This is a genomic window from Arthrobacter sp. SLBN-112 (genome assembly GCF_006715225.1).
GTDB lineage: Bacteria > Actinomycetota > Actinomycetes > Actinomycetales > Micrococcaceae > Arthrobacter.
Genome location: NZ_VFMU01000001.1, coordinates 2570697 through 2593210, shown reverse-complemented (window position 1 = coordinate 2593210; position 22514 = coordinate 2570697). Strand labels below are relative to the sequence as shown.

At 66.7% G+C, this 22514-nt stretch carries 21 protein-coding genes and 2 riboswitches; of the genes, 8 read left to right on the top strand and 13 right to left on the bottom strand.

Annotated features, from left to right (window positions below; all coding sequences use genetic code 11):
• Position 1: 1 nt before the first annotated feature.
• A complete protein-coding gene (locus FBY33_RS11965) occupies positions 2 to 1438 on the bottom strand; it encodes a YibE/F family protein (RefSeq protein ID WP_142030763.1) in 1437 nt (478 codons plus the stop codon).
• 141 nt (positions 1439 to 1579) lie between these two features.
• On the opposite strand from FBY33_RS11965, the gene FBY33_RS11960 reads away from it, so the two are divergent.
• Positions 1580 to 2371, top strand: a complete 792-nt coding sequence (locus FBY33_RS11960; RefSeq protein WP_235010547.1) for an alpha/beta hydrolase — start codon at positions 1580 to 1582, stop codon at positions 2369 to 2371.
• 12 nt (positions 2372 to 2383) lie between these two features.
• Entirely contained in the window at positions 2384 to 3220 is an 837-nt protein-coding gene (locus FBY33_RS11955) for a lysophospholipid acyltransferase family protein (RefSeq protein WP_142030762.1), read from the top strand.
• Positions 3221 to 3287: 67 nt separating this feature from the next.
• Here the strand turns inward: FBY33_RS11955 and FBY33_RS11950 are convergent, their stop codons facing one another.
• The 3 genes from FBY33_RS11950 to FBY33_RS11940 all read right to left on the bottom strand — a co-directional run bounded on the left by FBY33_RS11950 (position 3288) and on the right by FBY33_RS11940 (position 6837).
• Positions 3288 to 4319 (bottom strand): GNAT family N-acetyltransferase, encoded by a 1032-nt coding sequence (locus FBY33_RS11950; RefSeq protein WP_142030761.1) that lies wholly within the window; start codon positions 4317 to 4319, stop codon positions 3288 to 3290.
• A 2-nt stretch (positions 4320 to 4321) separates the two neighbouring features.
• Positions 4322 to 5707, bottom strand: a complete 1386-nt coding sequence (locus FBY33_RS11945; protein WP_142030760.1) for a glycine--tRNA ligase — start codon at positions 5705 to 5707, stop codon at positions 4322 to 4324.
• 131 nt (positions 5708 to 5838) lie between these two features.
• Positions 5839 to 6837, bottom strand: a complete 999-nt coding sequence (locus FBY33_RS11940; RefSeq protein WP_142030759.1) for a DMT family transporter — start codon at positions 6835 to 6837, stop codon at positions 5839 to 5841.
• Positions 6838 to 6869: 32 nt separating this feature from the next.
• Here FBY33_RS11940 and FBY33_RS11935 point away from each other — a divergent pair, with 32 nt between their 5' ends.
• Positions 6870 to 7100, top strand: coding sequence for an RNA-binding S4 domain-containing protein (locus tag FBY33_RS11935; protein ID WP_056338601.1), 231 nt, complete (start codon positions 6870 to 6872; stop codon positions 7098 to 7100).
• A gap of 57 nt (positions 7101 to 7157) precedes the next feature.
• Here FBY33_RS11935 and FBY33_RS11930 read toward each other — a convergent pair whose 3' ends face one another.
• Positions 7158 to 7808 carry an alpha/beta hydrolase gene (locus tag FBY33_RS11930; protein WP_142030758.1) on the bottom strand — a complete coding sequence of 217 codons (651 nt, stop codon included), beginning with the start codon at positions 7806 to 7808 and terminating at the stop codon, positions 7158 to 7160.
• A 78-nt stretch (positions 7809 to 7886) separates the two neighbouring features.
• On the opposite strand from FBY33_RS11930, the gene FBY33_RS11925 reads away from it, so the two are divergent.
• Together FBY33_RS11925 and FBY33_RS11920 are read left to right on the top strand one after the other, a co-directional pair.
• Positions 7887 to 8756 (top strand): SGNH/GDSL hydrolase family protein, encoded by an 870-nt coding sequence (locus tag FBY33_RS11925; protein WP_142030757.1) that lies wholly within the window; start codon positions 7887 to 7889, stop codon positions 8754 to 8756.
• A gap of 49 nt (positions 8757 to 8805) precedes the next feature.
• Positions 8806 to 9387, top strand: a complete 582-nt coding sequence (locus FBY33_RS11920; RefSeq protein WP_142030756.1) for a hypothetical protein — start codon at positions 8806 to 8808, stop codon at positions 9385 to 9387.
• A 117-nt stretch (positions 9388 to 9504) separates the two neighbouring features.
• Here the strand turns inward: FBY33_RS11920 and FBY33_RS11915 are convergent, their stop codons facing one another.
• Together FBY33_RS11915 and mmsB are read right to left on the bottom strand one after the other, a co-directional pair.
• The gene (locus FBY33_RS11915; protein ID WP_142030755.1) at positions 9505 to 10989 is read right to left on the bottom strand and encodes a CoA-acylating methylmalonate-semialdehyde dehydrogenase; all 1485 of its coding nucleotides are present in this window, start codon (positions 10987 to 10989) and stop codon (positions 9505 to 9507) included.
• 36 nt (positions 10990 to 11025) lie between these two features.
• Complete coding sequence (gene mmsB / locus FBY33_RS11910; RefSeq protein WP_142030754.1) at positions 11026 to 11946, bottom strand: 3-hydroxyisobutyrate dehydrogenase; 921 nt, start codon at positions 11944 to 11946, stop codon at positions 11026 to 11028.
• A gap of 141 nt (positions 11947 to 12087) precedes the next feature.
• Here mmsB and FBY33_RS11905 point away from each other — a divergent pair, with 141 nt between their 5' ends.
• The gene (locus tag FBY33_RS11905; RefSeq protein ID WP_142032806.1) at positions 12088 to 12990 is read left to right on the top strand and encodes a LysR family transcriptional regulator; all 903 of its coding nucleotides are present in this window, start codon (positions 12088 to 12090) and stop codon (positions 12988 to 12990) included.
• Positions 12991 to 12993: 3 nt separating this feature from the next.
• Here FBY33_RS11905 and FBY33_RS11900 read toward each other — a convergent pair whose 3' ends face one another.
• The 4 genes from FBY33_RS11900 to FBY33_RS11885 all read right to left on the bottom strand — a co-directional run bounded on the left by FBY33_RS11900 (position 12994) and on the right by FBY33_RS11885 (position 18360).
• A complete protein-coding gene (locus FBY33_RS11900) occupies positions 12994 to 14136 on the bottom strand; it encodes a zinc-binding dehydrogenase (protein ID WP_142030753.1) in 1143 nt (380 codons plus the stop codon).
• A 9-nt stretch (positions 14137 to 14145) separates the two neighbouring features.
• Positions 14146 to 15528, bottom strand: coding sequence for an MFS transporter (locus tag FBY33_RS11895; protein ID WP_142030752.1), 1383 nt, complete (start codon positions 15526 to 15528; stop codon positions 14146 to 14148).
• Positions 15529 to 15691: 163 nt separating this feature from the next.
• A complete protein-coding gene (gene metX / locus FBY33_RS11890) occupies positions 15692 to 16807 on the bottom strand; it encodes a homoserine O-acetyltransferase MetX (RefSeq protein ID WP_142030751.1) in 1116 nt (371 codons plus the stop codon).
• A gap of 12 nt (positions 16808 to 16819) precedes the next feature.
• Positions 16820 to 16935: riboswitch (SAM riboswitch) on the bottom strand.
• 102 nt (positions 16936 to 17037) lie between these two features.
• Positions 17038 to 18360, bottom strand: coding sequence for a bifunctional o-acetylhomoserine/o-acetylserine sulfhydrylase (locus FBY33_RS11885; RefSeq protein ID WP_142030750.1), 1323 nt, complete (start codon positions 18358 to 18360; stop codon positions 17038 to 17040).
• A gap of 43 nt (positions 18361 to 18403) precedes the next feature.
• Positions 18404 to 18518, bottom strand: a riboswitch (SAM riboswitch).
• A 220-nt stretch (positions 18519 to 18738) separates the two neighbouring features.
• Between FBY33_RS11885 and FBY33_RS11880 the strand changes: the two genes are divergently transcribed.
• Positions 18739 to 19377, top strand: a complete 639-nt coding sequence (locus FBY33_RS11880; RefSeq protein WP_142030749.1) for a VOC family protein — start codon at positions 18739 to 18741, stop codon at positions 19375 to 19377.
• A 196-nt stretch (positions 19378 to 19573) separates the two neighbouring features.
• The gene (locus FBY33_RS11875) at positions 19574 to 21307 is read left to right on the top strand and encodes an HNH endonuclease signature motif containing protein (RefSeq protein WP_142030748.1); all 1734 of its coding nucleotides are present in this window, start codon (positions 19574 to 19576) and stop codon (positions 21305 to 21307) included.
• A gap of 89 nt (positions 21308 to 21396) precedes the next feature.
• On the opposite strand, the gene FBY33_RS20705 is transcribed toward FBY33_RS11875, so the two are convergent.
• Together FBY33_RS20705 and FBY33_RS11870 are read right to left on the bottom strand one after the other, a co-directional pair.
• On the bottom strand, positions 21397 to 21537 hold the full coding sequence (locus FBY33_RS20705) for a hypothetical protein (protein ID WP_235010546.1): 141 nt from the start codon (positions 21535 to 21537) through the stop codon (positions 21397 to 21399).
• 135 nt (positions 21538 to 21672) lie between these two features.
• On the bottom strand, positions 21673 to 22452 hold the full coding sequence (locus FBY33_RS11870; RefSeq protein ID WP_142030747.1) for a CPBP family intramembrane glutamic endopeptidase: 780 nt from the start codon (positions 22450 to 22452) through the stop codon (positions 21673 to 21675).
• Positions 22453 to 22514 lie beyond the last annotated feature (62 nt).

The following is a 22514-nucleotide window of genomic DNA, read 5'->3' as shown; positions in this document are numbered from 1 at the left end:
TTCAGCCGCGGTCGGCCCGGCGGCCCCGCCGGGTGGCTGGTTCATCCGCGGGTTCGACGGCGGTGCGCCGGGTGCGTTCCTCAAGCACGGCGGCGGCGAGCGCCCCCGTGTCCGTGACGTCGTCCGTATGGACGTGCCCGTCGTCGTGCTTTGTACCCCTCTTTCCATCCCGGACCGCACCGCTTACTGGCACGGCGTCTGGTGCCTTGATCCCGGTGGCCTTCACGACGAGCACGGCGATCAGGGTGGTGACCGGGATGGCCAGGACCAGCCCGATCGAACCCACCAGGGTTCGGATGACCTCTTCGGAGAGTTCGGCGCTGGTGAGGGTGTCCATCAGCGGCCGGTCGTAGAGCATGACGATGATCAGGATGGGCAGTGCGGCGCCGGCGTACGCGAAGGCGATGGTGTACACGGTGGAGGCGATGTGGTCGCGGCCGATCCGCATGGCCGAGGTGAACAGCTTCCGGGCACTGCTGGCCGGTGCCAGCTCATAGAGTTCCCACACCGCCGAGGACTGGGTGATGGTGACATCGTTGAGGACGCCCAGGCCCGAGATGATGAGTCCGCAGAGGATCACGCCGGAAATGGAGATGTTTGCCGAGGTGTTCACCAGGGTGGCGGCGTCGTGGCTGCCCACCCCTGCGAGGTTGGCGGCGTCGGTGGCCCAGGCAGCCAGCAGGGCGGTGATGGCCAGGCCGAAGATGGTGCCCAGGAGTGCCGTGGAGGTGCGCGCGGAGAATCCGTGGGCAAAGTACAGCACCCCGATCATGATCACCGTGGAACCCACCAGCGCCAGCAGCAGCGGCGGCTTGCCTTCCACCAGGCCCGGAAGCAGGAAGTTTGCGAGCACGAAGTAGGCGCCCACCAGCCCGACCAGGGCCCGGAGTCCGCGCCACCTGGCGACGGCGATGACCACCGCCGCGTAGAGCACGGCAAGCAGGACAATCGGCAGCGTCCGGACGAAGTCCACGAAGATGAAGGCCGGGGAGCCCTGCGACCCCGTGGCGCCTTGGGCGTTGGAGAGATTCAGGTAGCGGATCTGGTCTCCGGGCTTAACGCCGTGGGAGGAGGCCACATCCGGGTTGATGACCACCCTCACCGGACTTCCGCCCTTGTCCGGCTCGGTGAAGGCGAAGGTGCAGTCCGAGCCCTGCCCCGGCGGCTGCTGCGTGGAACCCTGCTGGCTGCCTTGTTGGCCGGTTCCCTGCTGGCCTGTGCCCTGCTGGCTGAGGCCCTGCGTGCAGTTCTCGGTCACCACGTTCTGGATGGTGCCCGTATCGAACGTGACCCCGGGGGCCGTGGAATAGGGGTTGGCCAGCGAGACGCCTTCCTTGCTGCCGGACGGCCACAACGCGGCCATCCCGGCGAGGGTCAGCAGCGCCAGCGGAATGAGCACCGCGGCAAGGATGCGGTTCGCCTTGCTGCGGGCAGCCATCGCCTGGGGCGTCGGCTCCGAATGATCCAAGGAAGCGTGGGAGTGACCGGCGCCCATCAGCAGTACAACCTCATAGGTTGAACTCTACGTGGGCCGCCATAGGGTTTATAAATGGACCATCGGGATGGGGAGGAACCAGGCATGGACATCCGTGATACGCGGGAAACCGGCAGCGGGGCAGGAATTCGCGGGGCCGCCGAAGGTGGATTGCAGTCGGATCAAGTGACAGCGGTACCCGCCCACCAGCCTGTCCTGAGTGTCCTCGAGGCAGCAGGTGACACCAGGGGCGTGGTCCTGGTCCTGCACGGCGGCAAGGCCCACAGCCGGGATCCGGTGGAGGCCCGGCACCTCAGCCCGGCCCGGATGATCCCCTTCGCCAGGCACCTGCACCGCGCCGGCCGGAAGCACGGACTGGCCGTCTGGTCCCTGCGCAACAGCGTCCGCGGCTGGAACGGCCCTGACATGTCCCCGCTGCAGGACGCCCGCTGGGCCCTGCGGCAGATCAGCGAACGCCATCCGGACGTTCCGGTCTTCCTGCTGGGCCACTCCATGGGCGGCCTGACAGCCGTATGCGCAGCGGACCACCCCCAGGTGGAGGCCGTGGTGGCGCTTGCTCCGTGGCTGAGCCCGGCAACTCCCGCCACCGCCGTCGCCGGAAGGAAAGTCCTGATCATCCACGGCACCACGGACCACATGACCAGCCCCTCGCAGTCCCTTGCCTTCGCCCGCCGGGCCTCTGCAGATGCGGGGAGCATGCAGTACGTGGCACTCAAGGGCGTGGGGCATTTCATGCTCCGGAAGGTCCGAGTGTGGCAGACCCTCGCCACCGGCTTCGTCATCAAGTCCTTTGCGGAGAGCACGGGCGCCGCGGTCCGGCCGTCGCCGGCCTTCTCGCAGCTGCTGCCGGACTCATCCGTCCAGGTCACCCTCTAGGCAGTTTCGAACATGCCCTGGCGTCCGCCGCCCAACGACCGGTTCTATCGGCTGATCGTCCGGACCGGGCAGTTCCTGCGCTGGGCCCTGCGGTTGGACCTCCAGGCGACGGGCCTGGCGCACCTGCCGGACAAGGGACCGCTCAGTGGGCCGTCCCGCCGGGTTGATCCCGGGAAGGGTGCAGTGTTCGCCGTGACGCATTTCGGCTACCTGGATTTCGCCGTGCTCGAGCTGCTCCTGTGGCGGCACGCCCGGGCCCAGCTGCGGTTCCTGGTCCACCAGGGAGCGGCGGATCATTGGCTTGCCGGTCCCGCCATCAGCGCCAGCGGCCACGTCGTGCTGGGATACACGGACCGTTCGGACGCCTATGACGCGGCGGTGGCCAGGCTCCGCGACGGCGAGTACCTTGCGGTGTTCCCGGAGGCAGGGGTCAGCCGCAGCTTCACCGTACGCGAGTGCCGAACAGGCGCAGTCCGCATGGCTGCGGAGGCAGGCGTACCAGTGATTCCGGTATCTGTTTGGGGCGCGCACCGGGTGCTGACGCGCGGCCACGGCTTTTCCCTGCGCCGCAGCTGGCGCGCCCCGGTGCGGGTCCACGTGCGCGAACCCATGTGGTTTCCGCCAGGCAGCGACGCGGAGGCGGCCACCGGCATGCTGCGCAGCACCCTGCAGTTGGGGATCGACCGCTGCATCGCCGGCTTCCCACTCGATCCCGGATCCGGTGCGTGGTGGATGCCGGCGCACCTGGGCGGGAGCGCGCCGACCGACGCCGAGCGGCAGCTGCTCGACGCAGCCGACGCAGCCGCGGGCCGCCGTCGTGCTCCCCGCGCTAAGCAGCAGCCCAAGTAAGTAGCGCCAAGTGTCGTTTTGAGGGGTCAAAACGACACTTGGCGCTACCCAGTTGGGGCGGGGCTGGTTAGTCCGAGACCACCAGGGTTTCCGCGCCCGCCAGCCGTGCCTTGCCACTGTCCAGCAGGGGTTCGACGGCGGCACGCAGGGCGGTCATGGAATCATCCAGTTCCAGCATGACCGGGTGCTGGTAGGCGATCAGGGCAAGCATGTCGCGGACAGCCTCAGCGGCATCATCAGCGTCCAGCGAAGGCTCGTGACCCACGAAAACGTCGGTGGGCGTTTCGGATCCCGCGCTCTCCGTGCCTGGTGCGGCGTCCGGGTCTGCCGGGGCCGCGTAGCTGACGGCAAAGGCCCGGATGCGCCCCTTCTTACTGGGGGCAACCCCCGACCCGAACGCGGATTCAGGCTGGGCGCGCAGCACAATGGCGCCGTGGGCTCCGGTGAGTTCGTCCAGGAACAGCTTCTGCACCTGCCCCACGGACAGGACGCCGGGAGAGTCCCAACCGTGGATGGCGGTGTAATACCGGCCCACCACGTCGGTCAGCTCCACGGAGCCCGTTGCCAGGTCCATCACGACGTCGGAGCCGGCGTTCTCGCCGCTGGCCGCGCCGCCGTCGTCCTTGGCCGGGAACACCGGAAGCCGCAGGGCGCCGGGCTCCACCACCACAAGGCGGGAACGCTGGATGGGCGCCAGGCCGAACGTTTCGGCGAAGCCGGCACCAGCGGTGCCTGGCTCCACCTTGGCACGCAGCTTGCTGACCCCCGATGGCGCGTGGTCGGCTTCGCGCCGCAGCATGGTCAGAAGGCTGGCCCCGATGCCCGCACGGCGGTGGTCGCGGGCCACTTCGATGTAGCACCAGAGGCGTTCCGGGTGCAGGGACGCTTCATAGACGACGCCGGCGGCCACCGGAATGCCCACGCCGTCAATGACGTCCTCGGCCACGATGCAGCGGCGCCATGGGGAACCGTCCCTCCCGTTGGAGGACACGGCAAGGGCGCTGCGGAACTGCCGGGCCTGCGCAGTGTCCGGGTCGCCCCAGATTTCCAGGAGCGCCAGGTCATCGCCGTCCCGCCATTCGCGGTATTCGATGGCCATGCTCAGGCCCCGATCAGCCGTGCCGCCAGGTAGCCCTCCACCTTGTCCAGGGAGACCCGCTCCTGGCTCATGGTGTCCCGCTCGCGGATGGTGACTGCCTGGTCTTCAAGGGTGTCGAAGTCCACGGTGATGCAGAACGGGGTCCCGATCTCGTCCTGGCGCCGGTAGCGGCGGCCGATGGCGCCGGCGTCGTCAAAGTCGATGTTCCAGTTCTTCCGCAGCTGCGCGCCCAGGTCCTTGGCCTTCGGGGACAGGTCCTCGTTGCGGCTCAGCGGCAGGACGGCGGCCTTGACCGGGGCCAGGCGCGGATCCAGCTTCAAAACGGTGCGCACATCCACGCCGCCCTTGGCGTTGGGAGCCTCATCCTCGGTGTAGGCGTCCACCAGGAACGCCATGAAGGAGCGCGTCAGGCCCGCGGCGGGCTCGATCACGTACGGGGTGTAGCGCTCGTTGGTGGCCTGGTTGAAGTAGCTCAGGTCCGTGCCGGAGGCCTTGGCGTGGGTGGAGAGGTCGAAGTCGGTGCGGTTGGCGATGCCTTCCAGTTCGCCCCACTCCGAGCCTTGGAAGCCGAAGCGGTACTCGATGTCCGTGGTGCCCTTGGAGTAGTGGCTGAGCTTCTCCTTGGGGTGCTCGAAGAAGCGCAGGTTCTCCTCGCGGATGCCAAGGCCGGTGTACCAGGCCATGCGCTCCTTCATCCAGTACTGGTGCCATTCCTCGTCCGTGCCGGGCTCCACGAAGAACTCCATTTCCATCTGCTCGAACTCACGGGTGCGGAAGATGAAGTTTCCGGGCGTGATCTCGTTGCGGAAGGACTTGCCGATCTGGCCGATGCCGAACGGCGGCTTCTTGCGGGAGGTGGTGAGGACGTTGTTGAAGTTCACGAAGATGCCTTGCGCGGTTTCGGGGCGCAGGTAGTGCAGGCCTTCCTCGCTGGCCACCGGACCCAGGTAGGTCTTGAGCAGGCCGGAGAACTCCTGCGGCTCGGTCCACTGGCCACGGGTGCCGCAGTTGGCGCAGGCAATGTCCTTCAGGCCGTTCTCGGCCGGGCGGCCCTTCTTTTCCTCGTATTCTTCCTCGAGGTGGTCGGCGCGGTAGCGCTTGTGGCAGGAGAGGCACTCCACCAGGGGGTCGGAGAAGACCTCCACGTGGCCGGAGGCTTCCCATACCTGGCGGGGCAGGATCACGGAGGAGTCCAGGCCCACCACGTCCTCGCGGCCGCGGACCATGGACTGCCACCACTGGCGCTTGATGTTTTCCTTCAGTTCCGCGCCCAGGGGGCCGTAGTCCCAGGCAGAACGCGAACCTCCGTAGATCTCACCGGCCTGGAACACGAAGCCCCTCCGCTTGGAGAGGGAAATGACCTGGTCGAGGACGGATTTTGCTGCCATGGGGTAACTCCAATTTCTACAGGGCCGCTGGGTGCGGTCCGCGGGTTGTCAGGCCCCGGCCGCCGTATGCCTGGAGGCACAGTGGGCTGCCCGCCGGGGCGAATGAAGGAAGATGGTGGAAAGCTCGTGTCCTAGCGTACCGGCCGCTGCCTCCGGAGCGCGCCCCGCGGCCAGGGCAGGGTTGCCAGGATAATGGCGGCGAGGGTCAGCAAGGTCCCGAGGACGGTGGCCGGAGCGACGACGGTCCCCGGCGTGGGCAGCGTGAGGTCAAGGGCCAGCGAGCCCAGCAACTGCCCGGCAATCATGCCCAGCCCGGTGACCAGCACGCCCAAGCTGCGGACCAGGAGGGCGCCGAGGCCGATGAAGACACCCCCCATGGGACCACCCAGGTAGTACCACCATTCGGACGGCAGCGGGTTGGCGGGGCCGGCCACCGCCAGCTTTACCGCCAGCGCGGCCCAAAACACCGTGCAGCCGGCCACGAAGTTGACCAGCGTTGCCGCGATCGGTGTGCCGTAGTGGACGGTGGCGGTGCCGTTCATGGCTTGCTGGAAGCTCATGAGGAAGCCCGCGGCCACAGGCAGCAGGATGGGAAGCAGCAGGGAAGCGGGATCGTCGTCGGAGCCGCCGGCCCCCGCGCCGCTGAACCGGGGCGACACCGCCCATGCAACCGCGGCGATGGTGAGGACACAGCCGATGATGCGGATGCCGGTGACGGATTTCTTCCCGGCCGGGCCGATTCCCATGCGGTCCACCAGCAGGCCGCTTACGGTCTGTCCGGTCACGGTGGCCACCGTGAAAAGGGCCACGCCCAGGATGCCCACCGTGAAGGACTGGGCAAAGACGAACAATGCGCCGATGGCACCGGCCACTACGTAGATGCGGGGAAAAGCACGGCTGCGGACCGCCGGGAGGATGCTTGCCAGCCCGGCCCGGCCGCGCGGCAGGACCAACGAAATGACGATCATGACCAGCAGCCCTGTGCTGAAGCTCACGGCCGCGGCGGCGATTCCGTCATTGAGCCGGGCACCCAGGGCCCCGTTGATGCGCCCTTGGACTGGGATGGCAAGGCCGGAGCCTACGGCCAGCGGCAGGCCTGCGAGCACCGGCAGGCGGGGAGGGGAGGTCATTGCATCCACCTTAGTTCAGGCATTATTGCTGTATGAGCAACCCCATTGACGACGTCCCCATCCGCGACAGCATGATCCGGCTGGGCCAGCTGCTGAAGCTCGCCAACCTCGTGGAGGACGGGGTGGAGGCGGCGGACCTCATCAAAAACGGGCTGGTCAAGGTCAACGGCGAAATCGACGACCGCCGCGGCCGCCAGCTGCACAACGGCGACATCGTCACCGTCAACGGCCACTCGGTGAAGGTGGTGGCGCCGGAGGCCTGACCTCCGGCGCACCGGCGGCGGGCCGGCCTCCCAGGCTGCCGCGCCGCCGTCGTACGCCTATTTGTTCAGCACCTCATGGGTGAGGAACTCCCCCACGTGCCCGATCTCCTGCTGGTTGATGCCGTGCCACATGCCGGTGTAGAGCACCTTGGTGAGCTTGACGTGCTTGCGGACCCAGCCCATGGTGAACTCGATTTTGTCCTGGGTGATGACCGGATCCTGCTGGTCCCGGCCCCAGAACATGGGCACGGTGCCGTCCAGTTCGCCGTCCTTGAAGGAAGGGTCGCCGGCGGCGTCCACCACGAAGCCGGAGAGTCCGACGACGGCAGCGAAGTCCGTGGGCCGCTGCCGCAGGAGCGTGGTTGCCATGGCCATGCCCATCGAAAAGCCGAGCAGGGTCACCGAAGGATGCCATACCCGGATGGCGTCGATCCAGTCGAGCACGTATTCCGAGGCCTTCTTGACCCGGTCCAGGGAATAGTCGATGGAGGCCGTCAGCGGGAACCACGTGAAGCCGGGGCCCATGGCGATGGGTGCCCGCACGGAAGCGACGGCGAAGCCCCCCGGCAGCAGGTCGGCCAGGCTGAGCAGGTCCTGCTCATTGGCGCCGTAGCCATGGAGGAGCACCAGCAGCGGCTTGCCGGTGCGCTGGTCCTCAGGATGGGACCACAGGACAACGGGGGCAGGAAATACTTCGGCGTCAGTCATGGTTTCCATTCATATCAGTTACCCACAGGTAACAACCTACGTTCGCGTAGGCAGTAAGGCGGAAGGCAGGATAGGACCGTGACTGACACAAGTGACATCCAGGCCCTGCCCGCGCAGCGCGGATCCCATCCGTGGACCCGCTACGTGGCGATGGGCGATTCCTTCACTGAGGGCATTGGCGACCCCGAACCCGCGAGCCCCGGCGGCCATCGCGGCTGGGCCGACAGGGTGGCCGAGGAGCTGGGCCGGACCCAACCTGACTTCGCCTATGCCAACCTTGCCGTCCGCGGCCGCCTGCTGCAGCAGATCGTGGACCAGCAGCTTGCCCCTGCGCTGGGGCTGAAGCCGGACCTGGTCACCCTTTCCGCCGGCGGCAACGACCTGATCCGCCCCGGCGGAGACCCGGACGCACTGGCTGAGAAGCTCGATTCCGTGGTGCAGATCCTGTCCATGGGCGGCGCCTCCGTGGTCCTGTTCAACGGACCGGACACGGGTTCATCGGTTCTCGGCAGGATCCGCAGCAAGGTGGCCATTTACAACGAGAACCTGCGGACAGTCGCGGCGCGGCACGACGCCATCATCGCCGACATGTGGTCGCTGCGGCAGTTGGGCGACCCGCAGATGTGGGACCAGGACCGGCTGCACTTCTCCCCGCTGGGCCACCACACCATCGCGGCCATGGTGCTGGACGCGCTGAACGTGGAGCATTCCCTGGAACCGCTGCAGCCCAAGCCGCTGCCGCCGCGGACCTGGCGCGAGGCCAGGAGCGGGGACTTCGTGTGGGCGCGCGAATACTTCGTGCCGTGGGTGCTGCGGCGGCTGCGCCACCAATCCTCCGGTGACGGCATCACGGCAAAGCGGCCGACGCCGGGTCCCGTCTTCGGTCCGGGCGTTCCGTTGGGATCCGGCGAGGGTCCGCTGGGAACGGCGGAGCCCAGCCGCCGGTAGGGCCACCCGGGGTTAGGCTGGAAGGACAACACTCGAGAGGCGCGGCACCGTGAGCAGCTTGTTTTTCTGGATCATCATCCTGTCCTTCGTCATTCCCATGGCCATGCGGATGTACCGGCGCTCCATGGCGCGGCGGGACCGGGACCAAGGCTTGCCCGGCCGCTTCCCCGACCAGTTCCCGGGGCAGCACCCCGGACAGTACGGACAAGGCGGGTTCCCAGGGTCAGGCCAGTACCCGGGCTCGGCAGGGCCGCAGAGCAACCAGCCCCGCGACGGCTACACCCAGCAGGATTACTTCTCCGGCGGCTTCCGCAGTATCCAGCGGCCGCAGCCCACGGGCGACCCCCAGCCGCTGCCCTACCAGTACGGGCAGCCGCCCATGCCGGGGCCCGGCTACGGTGCCCCGCAGGAACCGCCGTTCCAGCAGCAGCCGTACCAGGAGCCGCCCGTACAGCAGGGACCAGTCCAGCAGGGGCCGGGCCAGTCTTCGGGGCCGGCCACTCCCCCGCCGCCGGCCGCACCGCAGGGGTTCCGTGCCCGCAAGCTCGCCGAGCTGGACCAGCAGTACAGCAATGGTGAGCTGTCCATGGAGGAGTACATGAAGCGGCGCAGCGACATCATGAACGGCTAGCCAATCCACTGAGGCTGCCGAACTGAAGAGGCAGATTCACTAAACAGGCAGGCCGGGGACCGGTTACCGGTCCCCGGCCTGTTTCACTTAATCCAACTGCGCCTAATCCACCTGTGCCTAATCCACCTGGGGGAAGCCCAGGTCAATCACCGAGGTGGAGGGATCCGGCCAGCGGGTGGTCACCACCTTGCCCCGCGTGTAGAACCGGATGCTGTCGGGGCCGTACATGTGGGTGTCGCCGAACAGCGAGTTCTTCCAGCCGCCGAACGAGAAGGTCCCCACCGGGACCGGAATGGGCACGTTGACGCCCACCATGCCTGCTTCGGCGTCGAACTCGAACTGCCGTGCCGCCCCGCCGTCGCGTGTGAAGATGGCGGTGCCGTTGCCGAACTCGTTGTCGTTGACCAGCTTGACGGCGTCGGCGTAGGTGTCCACCCGGACCACGGACAGGACCGGGCCGAAGATCTCGTCGTCGTACACTTTCATGCCCGGTTTGACGTGGTCCACCAGGCTGACGCCGATGAAGAACCCGTTTGAGTCGAACTGCTGCGAGCGCCCGTCCACAACTACCGTGGCACCCTCGCCTTCCGCTCCTGATATGTAGGAGGCCACGCGGTCCCGGTGCTCTGCGGTGATCAGGGGACCCATCTGTGAGGCGGGGTCGGTTCCCGGGCCGATTGTCAGGTCTGCCATGCGACTGGAGATGGCCTTCACCAGGTCGTCCGCGATGTTGCCCACGGCCACCAGGACGCTGACGGCCATGCACCGTTCGCCGGCCGAACCGTAGGCGGCCGAAACCGCAGCGTCGGCAGCCATGTCCAGGTCGGCGTCGGGAAGCACCACCATGTGGTTCTTTGCGCCGCCCAGGGCCTGCACCCGCTTGCCGTGTTCTGCCGCCCGCTTGTAGATCGATTGGGCGATGGGCGTGGACCCGACAAAGCTCACCGCTTTGACGTCGGGGTGTTCCAGCAGGACGTCGACGGCTTCCTTGTCCCCCTGGACCACGTTCAGCACGCCCGCCGGCAGGCCCGCTTCGGCGAAGGCCTCGGCGATGAAGACGGCGGCGGATGGGTCCTTCTCGCTGGGCTTCAGCAGCACGGTGTTGCCACAGGCCAGCGCGCTGCCGATCATCCACAGCGGCACCATGGCCGGGAAGTTGAACGGCGTAATGCAGGCGACGACGCCCACGGGCTGGCGGACGGAGTGCACGTCGACTCCGGTGGAGACCTGCTCGGACCGCTCGCCCTTGAGCATGTGGGACAGGCCGGTGGCGAAATCGATGTTCTCCAGGCCGCGGGCAATTTCGCCCTCTGCATCTGAGAGGACCTTGCCGTGCTCGCTTGTGAGGATGGCGGCAAGTTCGGACTTCCGCTGGTTCAGGATCTCGCGGACCTTGAAGAAGATAGTGGTGCGCCTGGCCAGGCTGGTGGCCCGCCAGGCAGGGAGCGCAGCACGGGCAGCCGCAATGGCTTCCTCCGTGCGGGCCGCCGAGGCAAGCGCCACCTGTTTGTCCTGTTCACCGGTGGCGGGATTGAAGACCGGACCGAAGCGGTCTGCGTCGCTGAGGCGGGTGCCGTTGATGTAGTGCGGAATGGTTTCCAAGGGGAGTCTCTTTTCCTGCGTTGGCTTGCGGCGGGGCTAGTTGGTGGACGGCGCCGGGTGGGCGGTCTCGAGTGAGCCGTCAACGAGCTTGATGATCATGGAGCAGTCCTTGCCCGCATCACCTTCGTCAATGAGGCGCTGGAACAGTTGCTGGACGTGCCTGCCGATCTCCAGGGGTGTGCCGGTATCTTCGGCTGCACTGATGGCCAGCCCAATGTCCTTGTTCGCCAGCTCGGTGGTGAAGGTGGGTGCGAAGTCGTTGTTCGAGGCCGCGGTGGGAACCACGCCGGGCACGGGGTACCAGGTCCGCAGCGCCCATGAGTCACCCGAGGAGACCGAGGCAATGTTCCAAAATACTTGTTTGTCCAGGCCCAGCCGGTCGGCGAGCACTGCGCCCTCGGCGGTCGAGGCGAGGTTGATGAAGAGCATCAGGTTGTTGCAGATCTTCGCGGCCTGCCCTGTGGTGGCCCCACCCGTGGGGATGATGTTTGCGGCCATGGGGCCGATGTAGCCCGTAGCGTCCGCCACGGCGCCCTCTTCGCCGCCCACCATGAACGTCAGCGTTCCTGCCTCGGCCCCGCTCATTCCACCCGACACCGGGGCGTCCACGAAGCGGAAGCCGGCGGCAGCAGCGGCGTCGTGCAGTTCCTGCGCCGAGGCGACGTCGATGGTGGAGGAGTCAATCAGCAGCGTGCGGGTGTCCGCGTGCGCCAGCACTCCGTCCGCTCCCAGATACACCGCGCGGGCGTGTTCGCCCTTTGGCAGCATGGTGAACACGGCGTCTGCACCGTCCACCGCTTCGGCGATGCTGGCGGTCCGTTTGACGCCGCCCGCCTCAGCGGCCGCGAGCGCCGCGGGATTGAGGTCGAAACCGCGAACGTCGTGCCCGGCCTTCACCAGATTCACGGACATATGGCCGCCCATGTTGCCCAGGCCGATCCAACCGATAACTGCCATGCGTAAGCTCCTTTGCTTTCATTCCAGCCTTGCTGCCGGCATGTCTGTGTCAACCATCACATCCTGCTAGAGTGCAATCAAGGGGAAAAATCACAGAGACCATGTGCATTGCTGCACATCTATGGAAGGACCGGCGTGGACCTGAGACGGTTGCCCAGCCCCGACGACCTGCTCATCCTGCTGACGGTTGCACGACTTGGCCGCTTCAACGCCGTGGCGGAAACACTGGGGACAACCCACACCACCATTTCCCGCCGCATCCTCGCCCTGGACAAACAGCTGGGCGGCCGCACCCTGGAGCGCAGCCCGCATGGCTGGGAACTGACGCAGCTTGGTGCCGCAGCGGTGGAGGCGGCAGAGACCATCGAGGCCACGCTGGGCTCGCTGTCGGGCGTGATCAACCAGGACCAAAGCGCCCTTGCCGGCCTGGTCCGTGTGGCCACCTCGGACGGTGTCGGGGCGGTATTCGTGGCCCCGTCACTGGTGCGGCTCCAGCAGCAGAACCCGCAGCTGAACGTTGAGGTGCTCAGCGCCACCCGGAAAGTCAGCCAGAACCGTTCAGGAGTGGACCTGGAGATCGTGGTGGGCCGGGCTGACGTCACCAGCGCGCAGACCATCTTCCTGAGCAACTACTACCTGCGCCTTTACGCCAGTTCCGCCTACGCCGCCCGGCATGGCCTGCCGGAAAGGCTCGACGACGTGGGGCAGCACGGGTTTGTCTCGTACGTGGAGTCCGCACTCCAGGTAGCGGAGCTGGGGCCGCGCTGGTCATCGGAGCTTCCCGTGCCCAGGACAAGCTTCCAGGCCACCAGTGTGTTCGCCCAGGTGGAGGCGGTACGGCGGGGGGCGGGCATTGGCCTGCTGCCCAACTTCATGGTGGCGGAATCCGACAATTTCGTTCCCGTCCTGCCCGCCGACTTCGAGCGGCAGCTCCCCATCTGGGCCGTTGCCCGCCCGGAATCGCTCCGCTCGGCCCCGGTGCAGGCCGTGATTGCGGCCCTCAAAGAGGAGATGAAAGAGCGCGCCGGACTGCTGGCAGGTTAGGCCTCAGGCCTGGAAGAGCCGCCGCACCACCTGCCCGGAAGCCAGTGCATCAAGGCCCTCATTGATCTCGCTCAGTGGCCGCGTGTCAGTATGCAGCAACTCAACGGGCAGCCTGCCCTCCCGCCAGAATCCCAGGTATTTCGGGATGTCGCGGGAGGGCACGGCATCCCCCATGTAGGAGCCCAGCAGCCGTTTTCCCGCCCCGGCAAACTGCAGGGCCGGTACCGTCAACTGGGCGGACGGGTGGGGCAGGCCCACCGAGACCACGGCGCCTCCCCGGGTAACCTGCTCCAGGCAGGAGGCAATGACGCCCGCCGAGCCCACCGCCTCGATGGCAACGTCCACCCCGTCACCGGAGGCTTCCGCAATCAGCCGGGCCGCGTCCTCCGGGGTCCCCACCGACGTGGCCCCGGCGTCGCGGGCCAGCCGGTGCTTGCCCTGGTTTGGATCAATTGCAATCACGCTGGCTGCCCCCGCGAGGCGCGCTGCCATGACGGCGGACAGGCCCACCGCTCCGAGCCCGAACACTGCCACGGACTGGCCGGGACTGACGCCGGCGGTGTTCAGGACGGCGCCCATTCCGGTGAGCACGGCGCAACCAAACATCGCGGCAACCGTGTCCGGGACGTCGTCGTCAATCACCACCACCGATTCCCTGGCAACCACCGCAAAGTCGGCAAAGGCCGAGACGCCCAGGTGGTGGTTGATGCGCTCCCCCGCCGGCGTCCGCAGCAGCGCCGGACCGTGCAGCAGGTCTCCGGAGCCGTTGACCTCCGCTGCGCGGTGGCACAGGGCCGGCCGGCCGGACAGGCAGGCCCGGCACTTCCCGCAGCTCGGCACGAAGACCAGCACCGCGTGGTCGCCCACCGACACGTCGGACACACCGGCACCCACGGACACCACCCGCCCCACGGCCTCGTGGCCCAGGGCCATGGGAAGCGGCCGGACGCGGGAACCGTCCACCACCGAGAGGTCCGAATGGCACAGGCTGGAGTAGGTGATGGCAACACCAAGCTCACCGGCGCGGGGTTCCGGCTGCTCCAGTTCCTGCACCAGCAGCGGGCCGGCCTCGGAGTAGGTCCGCTTCCCGGGTCCGGCCCCCGGAGTGGGGGCCGGAACGGTGGAGTACAGGACGGCGGCTTTCATGGGAACCTGCTACTTCTTGTTGGCGGCAAGGAGGTCGGCGGTGCCCTGGGCATCCGCGGCGTCCACGTCGTGCAGCGAGATGCCGCGGGTTTCCTTCAGGAAGAAGACCGCGACGGCGGTAATGACGCAGGCGATCAGCAGGTAGACAGCCACGGGGACGGAGGACTTGTAGGTGCCCAGGAGCGAGGCGGCGATGATCGGAGCCAGTGAACCTGCCACGATCGAGGTCACCTGGTAGCCGAGGGACACGCCGGAGTAGCGCATCCGGGTGGGGAACATTTCCGCCATGATGGCAGGCTGCCCTGCGTACATGAAGGCGTGGAACACTAACCCGATCATGATGGCGGCAAGGATGATGGCATCGTTCTTGGTATCCATCATGGGGAAGGCGAAGAAGCCCCAGGTGGCACCCATGATGGCGCCGGCCATGTAAACGGGTTTACGGCCAAACCGGTCCGACAGCTTGCCGACCATGGGCACCACCGCGAAGTGAACGGCGTGGGCCAGGAGCAGCAGGAGCAGGATGCGGGTGGTGTCGGCCTGCACCACGGTCTTCAGGTAGGTGATGGAGAACGTGACCACCAGGTAGTACAGGATGTTTTCCGCGAAGCGCAGGCCCATGGCGGTGAAGACACCGCGGGGATACCGCCGGAACACTTCGGCGACACCGTAGCCCTTGTGGCCGGCTTCGACCTCTTTGCGGGCCTCCAGGAAGATGGGGGCGTCGTTGACCTTGGTCCGGATGTAGTAGCCGATCAGGACGATCACCGCGGACAGCCAGAACGCCACTCGCCAGCCCCACCCAAGGAAGGCGTCCTGGGTCAGTGTGGAGGACAGGATGAACAGCACGGCCGTGGCCAGCAGGTTTCCCAGCGGCACTGCAGACTGCGGCCAGCTGGCCCAGAACCCGCGGGACTTGCTGGGGCTGTGCTCTGCCACGAGGAGGACGGCGCCGCCCCATTCCCCGCCGACGGCAAAGCCCTGGGCAAAACGCAGCACCACCAGCAGGGCTGGAGCCCAATAGCCGATCTGCTGGAAGGTGGGCAGGCAGCCCATCAGGAAGGTGGAGACGCCCACCAGGATGATGCTCAGCTGCAGCAGCTTCTTCCGGCCAAACTTGTCGCCGAAGTGGCCGAAGACGATCCCGCCGATGGGGCGGGCCACGAAGCCGACCGCATAGGTGAGGAAGGCGGCGATGATGCCGTCCAGTTCCGTCCCGGCGTTGGGGAAGAAGGCCTTCCCGAACACCAGTGTGGCGGCGGATGCGTAGAGGAAGAACTCGTACCACTCCACGACGGTTCCGGCCATGGAGGCCGTCACCACCTTCTTGAGGCCTGAAGCCTTGACGTCGGTTTCCTCTGTACGCCTTGCGGCGGAGCTTTCCGTACTCATGCGAACTCCTTCGGCGTCGTCGTCGACACCACTGGGACCAGTCAATGGCAGTCGTGTGTGATGCACACCACGAACGCCGGATTTGATTGAGTATGGTCTGCCTGCGGTGCAACCTCAACGCCGATTAGTGCAGAAGGCATCTGCAGGAATGCACATGGGGGCCTTAGGCCAGGAAGCTGCCCCTCAACTGGCTGCCCAGCTGACCGATCTCGGTCAGGAACCCGTCGTGCCCGATCGGCGCCTGGATGACGTGCACGTCCACGTCCCCGGGCAGGGCCTGGGCCAGCTCACGGGATTGGGACGGGAAATAGAGCCGGTCGGAGTCGACGGCGGCCACGAGGAAGCGTGCGGTTGACCCGGCCAACGTCTCGGCGAGGGTCCCCCGGCCCCGGCAGATGTCATGGCTCATCAGCGCTTCGGTCAGGGCAATGTAGCTGTTCGCGTCGAAGCGCTGCACGAGCTTGTTGCCCTGGTGGTCAAGGTAGCTTTCCACCTGGTAGCGGCCCCGGGCGGCCAGGACCTCACCCTTAAGGGGCGACTCGGGCGCCTGCGGGGACCGGCCGAAGCGGCCCTCCAGCTCGGCTGCGGAGCGGTACGTGATGTGGGCGATGCGCCGGGCAAGGGCCAGCCCTTCTTCGGGGCTGGGACCGCCGTAGTAGTCGCCGCCGTTGAAATTCGGATCCTGCCGGATGGCCAGCGTCTGGGCCTGCGCAAAGGCGATCTGCTCGGCCGTGCTTGCGGCTCCCACGGCAATGACGGCGCACCGCTGCACCCTCTCCGGGTACGTCACAGCCCACTCCAGGGCACGGGCGCCGCCCATGGAGCCGCCCAGGACGGCGAACCAGCTCTTGATGCCCAACTGGTCTGCCAGCCGGGCCTCCGCCACGGTGCTGTCCCGCAGCGTGACGAGCGGAAAACGGGAGCCCCAGGGCGCTCCGTCCGGGGCGGCCGACGACGGGCCCGTTGATCCGTAGCAGCCGCCAACTATGTTGATGGACACCACGAAGAACTTGTCCGTGTCCACGGGCGCGCCGGGACCGGCCAGCTGCTCCCACCAGCCTTCTTCGTCGGTGTCGCCACGGGTCACGTGGGTGCTTCCGGTCAGGGCATGCTCGATCAGGACGGCGTTGCTGCCGTCCGCATTGAGCGTGCCCCAGGTTTCGTAGGCCAGCGTGACGTCCGGGAGGTAGCCGCCGGCTTCAAGTTCCAGTCCCCCGATGGAGGCATAGCGGACGATTCCGTGTTCGGGGATGGTGGTTCGGGCGACGGTAACCGTCATGGCAAGACCTCTTCTACGCGCTTGCCCGCCGTCATTTGACCGGCAGGCCAGGTCCTCACCCGGGGCACCCCACCGCGGATGGAGGGTTGCCGGCCAGCAAGCCGGGGCTGTCACTGGCACTCATGACCTGGTTCGAGTGTACGAAACACCACCCGTTCCAAGCCAAGAGTGTGACTGGTTGTGACTTTCCCGGCTTGCCGGCGGCACTCACTGCAGCCCCGGCTCCAACCTCAGGCCGCGGCGCCCTTGGCTGCGCGGAACCCTGCTTCCAGGTCGGCCAGGATGTCATCGATGTGTTCCAGGCCAACGGACAGCCGGACCAGTCCCGGGGTTACCCCTGCCACTGCCTGCTGCTCCGGTGAAAGCTGGCTGTGGGTGGTGGACGCCGGGTGGATGACCAGGGAGCGGACGTCGCCGATGTTGGCCACATGGGAGTGCAGTTCCAGGGCGTCGACGAAGCGCTTGCCCGCCTCGGCTCCGCCGGCCAGGTTGAAAGCCACGACGGCGCCCGTCCCCTTGGGCCCGTACTTGCGGCCACGTTCGTACCAGGGGCTGGAGGGCAGCCCCGCGTAGGCGACGGACTCGACGTCGTCCCTTCCTTCCAGCCAGCGCGCCACTTCCGTGGCGTTGGCAACGTGACGCTCCACCCGCAGGCTCAGCGTCTCCAGGCCCTGGGAGATCAGGAAGGCGTTGAACGGGGACACGGCCGAGCCGAGGTCGCGCAGCAGCTGGACGCGGGCTTTGAGGATGTAGGACAGGTTGGCTCCCAGCGCACCATCGGCGCCGAGGTCGCGTGCGTAGACCAGGCCGTTGTACGTGGGGTCCGGGGTGTTGAAGCCGGGGAACCGTTCAGGATCCTTGCTGAAGTCGAATTTCCCGGAATCGACAATGACGCCGGCAATCGCCGTGCCATGGCCGCCCAGGTATTTGGTGGCCGAGTGGATCACGATGTCAGCGCCCCACTCCAGCGGACGGATCAGGTACGGAGTGGACAGGGTGTTGTCCACGATCAGTGGCACGCCAGCCTGGTGGGCCACCTGGGAGATGTCCTCGATATCCAGGACGTCCTGACGGGGATTGGACACCACTTCGCCGAAGAAGAGCTTGGTGTTCGGCTGGACTGCGGCGCGCCACTGGTCCAGGTTGTCCGGATCGTCCACGAAGGTGACCGAAATGCCGAACTTCTTCAGGGTGTGGGCGAACAGGTTGTACGTTCCGCCATAGAGGCTGGGGCTGGCCACAATGTGGTCCCCGGCCTCCGCGATGTTCAGGACCGCGAAGGTTTCCGCTGCCTGCCCGGAGCTGAGCAGCAGAGCGGCCAGGCCTCCCTCAAGGCTGGCGATCCGCTGTTCGACGGCGTCCTGGGTGGGGTTGCCGATCCGGGTGTAGATGGGCGCAAGTTCAGCAAGAGCAAAGCGGTTGGCCGCGCTTTCGGCGCTGGGGAACACGAAGGACGTGGTCTGGTAGATGGGCAGGGCACGGGCTCCAGTGGCAGTGTCCACTTCCTGGCCTGCATGGATCTGGCGGGTTTCGAAGGACCATCCGTTGGACATCCAAATCTCCTTTGACATGGGCCCGGCATGCGTGGAGCAGTACGGGCCGCGCTTGCTTCCGGCTGGTGCCGGACAGCCAGGTCCTCACCCGGGGCACCCCACCGCGGATGGAGGGTTGCCGGCCAGCGGGCCGGGGCTTGGCGCTGGCGCTCATGACCTGCGCCAAGTCTAGGAACCGGGGGGCCGCCGTGGACAGCATTGTGACGAACAAGGTCATCCGGCATGCCCTCGTGCTGGCGGCGGATTGGCGCGCGGCACCCAGCCCGGGGACGCCGCAGTCGTCCCGGTTGTCCCCATTCCCGGCACTTTCCACGGGCCGCGTTTCCAGTAAGGGTAGCCTTAGCTGAGAGCCCGATCACAAAGTGCCAAGATGTTGCCATGCGCATGGATCACGTCTCTTACGCCTGTGAAACCGATGGCCTCGCGGCCACTACCGAACGTATTTCATCTGCCCTCGGCGTTGAGGCAGTGAAGGGCGGGGTCCACCCCCGGTTCGGAACCCGGAATATGATCATCCCGCTCGCCGGGCACAAGTACCTGGAAGTCGTGGAGGTCCTGGACCACCCGGCATCCGACAAGGCACCGTTCGGTCAGGCAGTCCGTGCCCGTTCCGCGGCCGGTGGCGGCTGGATGGGCTGGTGCGTCGAAGTGGACGACCTCGCCCGCTTCGAGGAACGCCTTGGCCGTGCTGCCGTAAACGGCAACCGCAAGTTCCCGGACGGCCGGGAGCTGGTCTGGAAGCAGATTGGCATCCTTGGCCTTATCGCCGACCCCCAGGTTCCGTACATGCTCAAGTGGGAAGGTGACCCGTCGCTGCACCCCTCCAACGCCTACCCCAGCAACATCAAGATGAGCTGCCTGACCATCGCCGGTTCCGCCTCCCGGGTGACCGAATGGCTGGGTGAGCCAGTGGAGAAGCCGCTGGAGGACGTTGCGGTTGAGTGGGTGGCCCCGCACGGAACGCCGGGCATCCTGTCGGTCACGTTCGAAACCGCCAACGGAGCCGTCACCATCTAAACGCTCCATCCCTCTTTCCCGGCACTCGCGGGATTTGGGTTTGCCGGGCCAACGCCCGGACCTGCTTCGGCCGCCATCAGGTGGTGACAACGGCGTCACTACCCGATGGCGGCCGAATTCATTTAAGTTGGCTGCCGGGCGCGGCCGGGATTCCTGCAAACGTTTGATTGTCAGTGCCTCGATGGATGATGTTTCCATGGGAATCAGCAGCGGTGGTGGTGTGGCTTTGGAGGGTGTTCATGCCTCTGTCGCTGCGCTTGATGCGCTTGCTGCTGAGGATTCTTTCCTGGCTGCCGGGGTGGGTGTTGGTGCCGGTGTGGATGTGTTGCAGCGGCGGTACGAGCTCCGGCTGGCCCGGCTGGAGGTGGTGAAACGGCTGGAGGCGCAGCTCGCCGCGGTGAAAGCCCGTGATGTCGCCGAGGCCGTTGAGATCCAGCACGCCATGGTTGCTCCGGACGCGCCGGTGCACGAACGCACCTTCTCGGAGATGTCAGCGGTGGAGGAGATCGCCGGGGTCCTGACCATCAGTTCCGGGGCCGCAGGGGCATCCGTGGAGCAGTCCCGGCGGGTGTGTTTCCTCCCGCCGGTGATGGACGCCTTGTCTGCCGGGAACCTGTCCTGGCAGCACGCGAGAATTGTTGCCGACGAGACCGAAGGCCTCACCCCCGACGGCGCCGCCGCCCTGGTGGCGCACTTCTTCGACCCGGATGCCCCCAACCCGGCCCGCGGCGCCGCGCCCGGTGAGCTCGTCCCGTCCCGGCTCCGGACCAAAGTCCGTACCTGGCGGGAAAGCCACCACCCTGAAACCCTGGAAAAGCGTCACGTCAAGGGTGTCGCGGACCGGCGGATGGAATACACCCCGGACCGGGACGGCATGGCCTGGATCTCGCTCCACCTCCCGGGCGACACCGCCTGCGCCATCTGGAACCGCACCACCGCCACCGCCCGCGGCCTCCAAGGCCCCAACGAACCCCGCAGCCTCACCCAGCTCCGCCCCGACATCGCAGCATCACTCCTCCTCGGCGCAGGCAGCACCAGCGAGGCAGCCCAGGCTAACGGAAGCACCGGTGAGATCGGGAAGGTCCCCACCCCGCGTGCGGACGTGCTGGTCATGGTCCCGGTGTGCGCCCTTCTCGGCGTGACGGACGAACCCGCAGAACTGGACGGCCACGGCCCCATCCCGGCATCGATGGCCCGCAAACTCGTCGCGGACGGTGCGGACTCGTTTTACCGGGTCCTGGTCGACCCCCGCGACGGCGCCCCGTTGGAGATTGGCCGCACGCGCTACCGGCTCACCGAAACCATCAAACAATGGATCCGCATGCGCGACGGGAAATGCACCTTTCCCGGCTGCAGCAATCGTTCCCCTGACAACGACACCGACCACCTCACCGCGTGGGAACACGGCGGCACCACCGGCACCAGCAACCTGGCACAACTCTGCCCAAAACATCACCGGCTCAAGCACGCCCGGCCATGGATCCCGGACCCCGCAACCCACAACGGGCCGGCCGGCTGGACCTCCCCAACAGGCCGGCACTACAACCCCGAACACCCCGACCGGGAACCAACCCGGTGGCCACCAGGGTTGTTGCCGTCGAATGTATCCGCCGTCGCACCGGAGGCGACTGCCGCACCGAATGTCACAGCGCCATCGGTTGCCGCAGCCTCAGGGCATGCCGGAGGGCGGAATGTCGCAGGACCAGCGGAGGACTTACCATGCCAACCGCTACTTGCTGGGACGCTAACGTGGCTGGAAGCCTTACCGGAGCTGGAGGCACCTGAACTTGAGGAACCTGACGGCGACAACCTGCTGGATCCGGATGATCTTTGCGCTACCGATGCCCTATGGGACGACTTTTACGCGATGCCCTTTGTGTTGCCGCCTGACCCGCAGGCGGACTGGCAGTTGCTGCTGTCACTGACGTGACAGCAGCAATCCGCAACCGCCTCAGGCTCCTGTATGCGATGGGTTCCGTAAGGCAACGGCCTATGGCCTGGGAAGGGGTCCCCGGAAAATCAAGGGCCGCCCAGCAGGCCGCAACCAAACGTCCCCTCAGCCGTTCGCACCAGGATGAAGACCTTGGCTTCCACCGAAGGAGGTTCCGCAAGGATCTCGGCCCCGCCTGCTGTGGTGCCTTGTCGCGTCATTCCGCTCACGTCGTGGTGTGCAGTTGCTGGAGTCGGGCCGCAGTCATAGTCACGGCCGGCCAACTGATGGTCAACAGGTAGTCAGTGCGAACAGGTCTCTTCGAAACAGCCGTTTACTCCCACCGCCGGCTGATGCCCCGGGCCCTAACCCAACCCCACGGCTTTGCCGAACAGGCTGAAGCCGACGAAGGCCACGATGTCCAGCAGGGCATGGGCGATGACCAGTGGCATGACCCGGCGGGTTCGGGTGTACAGCCAGGCGAAGACCACGCCCATCACCGCATTGCCGATAAACGGGCCGAAGCCCTGGTAGAGGTGGTAGCTGCCGCGCAGCAGGGAACTCACCGCAATGGCCAGCGGCGTGCTCCAGCCGAACTTGCCGAAGCGGTTCAGGAGGTAGCCCACCACAATGACTTCCTCAAGAACTGCATGGCGGATGGCGGACAGGACGAGCACAGGCACCGTCCACCAGTAGGCATCCAGGGCACTGGGGATAATCGCGGTGGTGATTCCCAGCGCCCGGCCGGCAGCGTAGAGCCCCAACGAAGGTATGCCGATGAGCGCGGCCAGTCCGAGGCCCTGCAGCAGATCCTTGCCGGGCCTGGCGAAATTGAACCCGAGCTTCTGGAACGCAGAGCGGGTGTTCCCGGCATCACCGGGCCCTGCCTGGCGCTGGTCCGTAAGGAAGTGGAGAACCAGGAGCACCGGCACCAGCGCAAAGATGATGTCCAGCAGCTGGTAGGTGAGGTCGAAGTATTCGCGGGTGCTCTGCGAGCGGTTCAGCGTGGACGTGCCCTCCGCCAGCGGAGCGCGGGTCATCTTGTCCAGCAGCTGCACCACGGAGTAGACAGCCGACTGGCCCAGGGACAGGCCCAGGACGATCCAAACTTCAAGCCGCAGGCGACGGCGGGAGGGAACCAGCATGTTCCCATCTTGCCTTCAGTTTCTGGATCCGGGCTGATGGAACTGCCGAACCACTGGACTCC

Coding starts and splice junctions, on each gene's coding strand:
- FBY33_RS11965 (WP_142030763.1), bottom strand. CDS start 1,438: ATGGCTGCCCGCAGCAAGGCGAACCGCATCCTTGCCGCGGTGCTCATT.
- FBY33_RS11960 (WP_235010547.1), top strand. CDS start 1,580: ATGGACATCCGTGATACGCGGGAAACCGGCAGCGGGGCAGGAATTCGC.
- FBY33_RS11955 (WP_142030762.1), top strand. CDS start 2,384: ATGCCCTGGCGTCCGCCGCCCAACGACCGGTTCTATCGGCTGATCGTC.
- FBY33_RS11950 (WP_142030761.1), bottom strand. CDS start 4,319: ATGGCCATCGAATACCGCGAATGGCGGGACGGCGATGACCTGGCGCTC.
- FBY33_RS11945 (WP_142030760.1), bottom strand. CDS start 5,707: ATGGCAGCAAAATCCGTCCTCGACCAGGTCATTTCCCTCTCCAAGCGG.
- FBY33_RS11940 (WP_142030759.1), bottom strand. CDS start 6,837: ATGACCTCCCCTCCCCGCCTGCCGGTGCTCGCAGGCCTGCCGCTGGCC.
- FBY33_RS11935 (WP_056338601.1), top strand. CDS start 6,870: ATGAGCAACCCCATTGACGACGTCCCCATCCGCGACAGCATGATCCGG.
- FBY33_RS11930 (WP_142030758.1), bottom strand. CDS start 7,808: ATGACTGACGCCGAAGTATTTCCTGCCCCCGTTGTCCTGTGGTCCCAT.
- mmsB (WP_142030754.1), bottom strand. CDS start 11,946: ATGGCAGTTATCGGTTGGATCGGCCTGGGCAACATGGGCGGCCATATG.
- FBY33_RS11900 (WP_142030753.1), bottom strand. CDS start 14,136: ATGAAAGCCGCCGTCCTGTACTCCACCGTTCCGGCCCCCACTCCGGGG.
- FBY33_RS11895 (WP_142030752.1), bottom strand. CDS start 15,528: ATGAGTACGGAAAGCTCCGCCGCAAGGCGTACAGAGGAAACCGACGTC.
- metX (WP_142030751.1), bottom strand. CDS start 16,807: ATGACGGTTACCGTCGCCCGAACCACCATCCCCGAACACGGAATCGTC.
- FBY33_RS11885 (WP_142030750.1), bottom strand. CDS start 18,360: ATGTCCAACGGATGGTCCTTCGAAACCCGCCAGATCCATGCAGGCCAG.
- FBY33_RS11880 (WP_142030749.1), top strand. CDS start 18,739: ATGCGCATGGATCACGTCTCTTACGCCTGTGAAACCGATGGCCTCGCG.
- FBY33_RS11875 (WP_142030748.1), top strand. CDS start 19,574: ATGGGAATCAGCAGCGGTGGTGGTGTGGCTTTGGAGGGTGTTCATGCC.
- FBY33_RS11870 (WP_142030747.1), bottom strand. CDS start 22,452: ATGCTGGTTCCCTCCCGCCGTCGCCTGCGGCTTGAAGTTTGGATCGTC.